The following is a 3,577-nucleotide window of genomic DNA, read 5'->3' on the forward strand; positions in this document are numbered from 1 at the left end:
AAGAGGCGTCTTGCGCGCGAGAAGAGGGGAAATGAGCGGCGGGCGCGAGGAGACAGCCGCGCCGGGCGGGACGCTTGCCCGGCAAATCCGGCTTACGCGAGGGCCGGTTCGGTAATCCGCGGCAGGGCGATGCGCCCAAGCCGCAGCCGGGCGATCAGCGAATGGGTAAGCAATACCGCGAACGCACTTGCAGATGCTGTTGTCACCGCCGGGGCTCCGGTTAGCGTCAAGGCCACGAGCGCTTGCACGTCCTGCCGGGCGATGGCATCGAGTAATGGCTCGATTGCGTCGTCAGCACCCGGCGCGGTATCCGGCCGGCTGCTCCGCCGGTCATCCCGCACGCGGTCTTTCGCCCGATGCACGATCTGCCGGCAATGCACCGCGCTGCGGTTAAGAATCCTGGCGATGCTCGCATAGTCTTCCTCGAACGCCTCGCGCAGCAAAAACGCGGCGCGTTCCTCAGCTGACAGACGCGCGAGCACGCGACGCATTCCGTACGACAAATCGGATTTCTGTTCGGCCAGAGCCTGCGCGGAAGGGGCGTGATCGAAGCCGTCGCATTCCTCGAGCAGCCGCATGTCCTGCGCTGAACGCCGCAGACGGTCGATGGCCGTGCGTTTTGCAACCGTCGTGAGCCACGCGACGGGCGTTTCGAGCGCATCGATACCGCCGGCCCGTTGCTGCAGATGCCATTTCACGAACGTATCCTGCACGACGTCTTCCGCGTCCGCGCGTACGCCGAGAATCCGGTAGGCGAGCGAAAAAAGCCGCGAACGGGACGCCTCGAAGAGGGCGAGCTGCGCTTCGTCGCGATGTGATTCGATATCAACGCTCATGCGTTTCTCCTTGTTGCGCTTCATCACCTGTGACGCTTATGACGGCCCGCACGGGACGAACGTGACAGCCGGCGACAAAAATATATCGCGGCCGCGAATGTCACGCACGAACGGCGGCGCGCGTCATATGGGCTGGAACGCTCTTGAGTGATCTGAAAACAACCCGGGAACCGCAAAGATATGAATCCGCTGAACCTCGGCCTCGTGCCGACAGTGATCGAACAATCCGGGCGCGGCGAACGCGCCTATGACGTCTATTCGCGCCTGCTGCGCGAACGGATCATCTTCATGGTAGGACCGGTGACGGACCAGATGGCGAGTCTGGTTGTCGCGCAATTGCTGTTTCTCGAAGCCGAGAATCCGGAGAAAGATATTTCGCTGTATATCAATTCGCCGGGCGGCTCGGTCTACGACGGCATGGCGATTTTCGACACCATGCAGTTCATCCGCCCCGATGTCTCCACGCTGTGCACGGGTTTTGCCGCGAGCATGGGCACGTTCCTGTTGAACGCGGGCGCGAAGGGCAAGCGCTACGCGCTGCCGAACGCGCGCATCATGATTCACCAGCCGTCGGGCGGTTCGCAGGGGACGGCAGCGGATATCGCGATCCAGGCAAAAGAAGTGGTGTATTTGCGCGGCCGGCTGAACGCGATCATGGCGGAGCGCACGGGGAAAACCGAAGAGGAGGTTGCCCGCGATACCGACCGCGATAATTTCATGTCGGCGGATCAGGCGCGGGACTATGGCTTGATCGACGAGGTGCTGCAGCAGCGGATTTAAGTCCCGCCGCTTAGACCCGCCGCAACAGAAACGACAAAGCCCCGCAGCTTTCGCTGCGGGGCTTTGTTTTTCAGCCTGGTGCGTGAGGTCGGACTCGAACCGACACGACATTGCTGCCGTCAGGACCTAAACCTGGTGCGTCTACCAATTTCGCCACTCACGCGTATCTTTTCTGGTGGCACGCGCTACGAGTACGCACGCCACTGAGCCGGGCATTCTAACTGAATCGATGACCAATGTCTGCAGTACGGCGTTTCGAGCACGGCCCTGCGGCGCCACAATCCGCATTGCATCGCGCGAACGACCTGCCTACAATCGCAACTCATTCTCGTTTGTGTCCACTTCGACAACTTTTACATCGATGAACCGCACTTCGCGCAATCGCTTCGTTGCATGGCTCGGCATTGCCGCCATGTGGCTTGCCATTGTCGCGCCGGTGATCAGTCAGACGCTGGCCTCGCGCGAAGCTCGCTTCGATCTCCTCGCGGCGCTGTGTTCCGTCGACACCCGAGGTCAAACCCAGGCCGCATCGCCCGTTCCGAACGGGTTGAATGCGCAAGCCCAAGGGGAAGAACACGCCGGCCATCACATGTCCGGAGACGCGTTCGATGCCTGCTCGTATTGCGGACTGCTCGCGCACAACGTGCCGCTGGCCTCGGCCCCGGCTGCGGCGCTCGTGCGCATCGAACGCGTTACGCGGCTTGCCGCCGAGCCGGCTGTTCGCGCTGTACACGTCAAGTCGTTCAACGCCGCGTCGCCACGCGCGCCTCCCGTCGTTTCCTGAAGTCCGTCGTCAGAGACCGTTTGCCGTGACCATGCGCGCCGTTTGAGCGCGTGCGTCCGGCCGGCCTCTCGTCCACTCATTCAGGAATTTTTCAGATGCTCAAGCTCCTCAAGCGAGCGCGGCAGCCTTCAGGCCGCCGCGCCGCCGTGCGTTCGCGCGCGTTCAGTTTTCATCGCCATGCGTGCTTGCCGATTTCGCTGATGGCGCCTGCATTTGCACTCGCCGCGCCTCCCGTCACGCCGCAATCGCCATCGCCCGAACGCCGCGAAGCCGATACCGTTCAGCTCGCACCCGTGGTCGTCACCAGCTCGGCAAGCCCGCCTGCACGTTCGCCGCTCGATCCGGACCTGCCTTCCACGACCGCAACGGTCACCGCCGAACAGTCGCAATACTGGAACGTGGTGACGGCCGAAGACGTGCTGAAATACGTGCCGAACATGGCGGTGCGCAAGCGCTTCATAGGCGACGTGAACTCGCCCATCGCCGTACGCGGCACGAGCAATTCGCAAACGGCGCGCGGTCTCGTCTACGCCGACGGCCTTTTGCTCAGCAATTTCCTCGGCAACACGTTCACCTTCGCGCCGCGCTGGTCGATGGTTTTCACCGACAACATCGACCGCACCGATGTGATCTACGGCCCATATTCCGCGCTGTATCCGGGCAACTCGATCGGCGCGACGGTCGCGATCACCACACGCATGCCGCAAAAATTCGAAGCCGACGCCCACGTCCAGGCGTTCAGCCAGCATTTCGATCTGTTCGGCGTGAACCGCAGTTTCAACGGGACGAATTCGTCGGCGACCATCGGCGATAAAAACGGCAACCTCTCCTGGCTCATCGGCGTCAATCATCTGGAAAACACCGGGCAGCCGCTGCAATTCGCGACGCTCGCGGCATCGAATGTTCCGGCTCGCACGACCGATCGGCCGGTTACCGGCGCGCTCTTCTACAACGACCAGAACAACGCGCGAACCGCAGTTTTGGGCGTAACGGCCGAAGGCATCGAGCGGACCTTCCAGGACCAGTTCAAGCTGAAACTTGCATACGACTTCACGCCGACGTTGCAAGCCGGCTTCACGCTCGGCTACTGGCATCAAAAATACAACAGCGACACCCAGTCGTTTCTCCGCGATGCCGCCGGCAACCCCGTGTATAGCGGCCTTGTGAATATAGGCGG

The 3,577-nt window shown here is 62.1% G+C and carries 4 protein-coding genes and 1 tRNA gene; 3 read left to right on the top strand and 2 right to left on the bottom strand.

Annotated elements, in window-relative coordinates:
- Positions 1–92 precede the first annotated feature (92 nt).
- Complete coding sequence (locus tag ACFFAR_RS28085; protein WP_375508895.1) at positions 93–836, bottom strand: sigma-70 family RNA polymerase sigma factor; 744 nt, start codon at positions 834–836, stop codon at positions 93–95.
- 180 nt (positions 837–1,016) lie between these two features.
- On the opposite strand from ACFFAR_RS28085, the gene clpP reads away from it, so the two are divergent.
- A complete protein-coding gene (gene clpP, locus ACFFAR_RS28090; protein WP_375508896.1) occupies positions 1,017–1,616 on the top strand; it encodes an ATP-dependent Clp endopeptidase proteolytic subunit ClpP in 600 nt (199 codons plus the stop codon).
- Between the two features lie 76 nt (positions 1,617–1,692).
- Here the strand turns inward: clpP and ACFFAR_RS28095 are convergent.
- Positions 1,693–1,779, bottom strand: a tRNA-Leu gene (locus ACFFAR_RS28095).
- A 198-nt stretch (positions 1,780–1,977) separates the two neighbouring features.
- Between ACFFAR_RS28095 and ACFFAR_RS28100 the strand changes: the two genes are divergently transcribed.
- Complete coding sequence (locus ACFFAR_RS28100) at positions 1,978–2,400, top strand: DUF2946 domain-containing protein (protein WP_086383734.1); 423 nt, start codon at positions 1,978–1,980, stop codon at positions 2,398–2,400.
- Between the two features lie 95 nt (positions 2,401–2,495).
- Positions 2,496–3,577 (top strand): TonB-dependent receptor plug domain-containing protein (locus ACFFAR_RS28105; protein WP_375508897.1); only part of this gene is annotated, 1,082 nt, incomplete at its 3' end.

The organism is uncultured Caballeronia sp. (assembly GCF_964243625.1).
Classification (GTDB): Bacteria; Pseudomonadota; Gammaproteobacteria; order Burkholderiales; family Burkholderiaceae; genus Caballeronia.